This window comes from Bartonella sp. AA81SXKL (assembly GCF_042196945.1).
Classification (GTDB): domain Bacteria; phylum Pseudomonadota; class Alphaproteobacteria; order Rhizobiales; family Rhizobiaceae; genus Bartonella.
Map to the genome: position 1 here is coordinate 291 of NZ_JBHIRH010000376.1, position 290 is coordinate 580.

1 protein-coding gene is annotated in these 290 nt (G+C 32.1%); it reads left to right on the plus strand.

Annotation, left to right across the window (positions count from 1 at the left end):
• Positions 1-141, plus strand: a 141-nt coding sequence (locus ACFINZ_RS11775; RefSeq protein WP_375701620.1) for an adenylosuccinate synthetase, incomplete at its 5' end; no start/stop codon positions are given.
• Positions 142-290: the final 149 nt, after the last annotated feature.

Below are 290 nucleotides of genomic sequence, written 5' to 3' on the forward strand. Positions count from 1 at the left end.
TTGAAGTGGGAAGATTTACCAGTACAAGCTATCAAATATATACGCTATATTGAAGAATTGATCGGTACGCAGGTGGCTTTATTATCCACGAGCCCTGAGCGTGAAGATACTATCCTTATTACGGATCCTTTTGCAAATTAATCATTATTTTTAGATTTCCGTATAGTTTTTCGGTTTTTTCTATGTTTCTCTAAGAAGAGAGACTTAAGAATGAAGGAGAAAAAGCTGCAAAAGAGCATTGTTTATTTTTCATATTCATTTTAAACTATTCCAATAGTTGTATCAATATT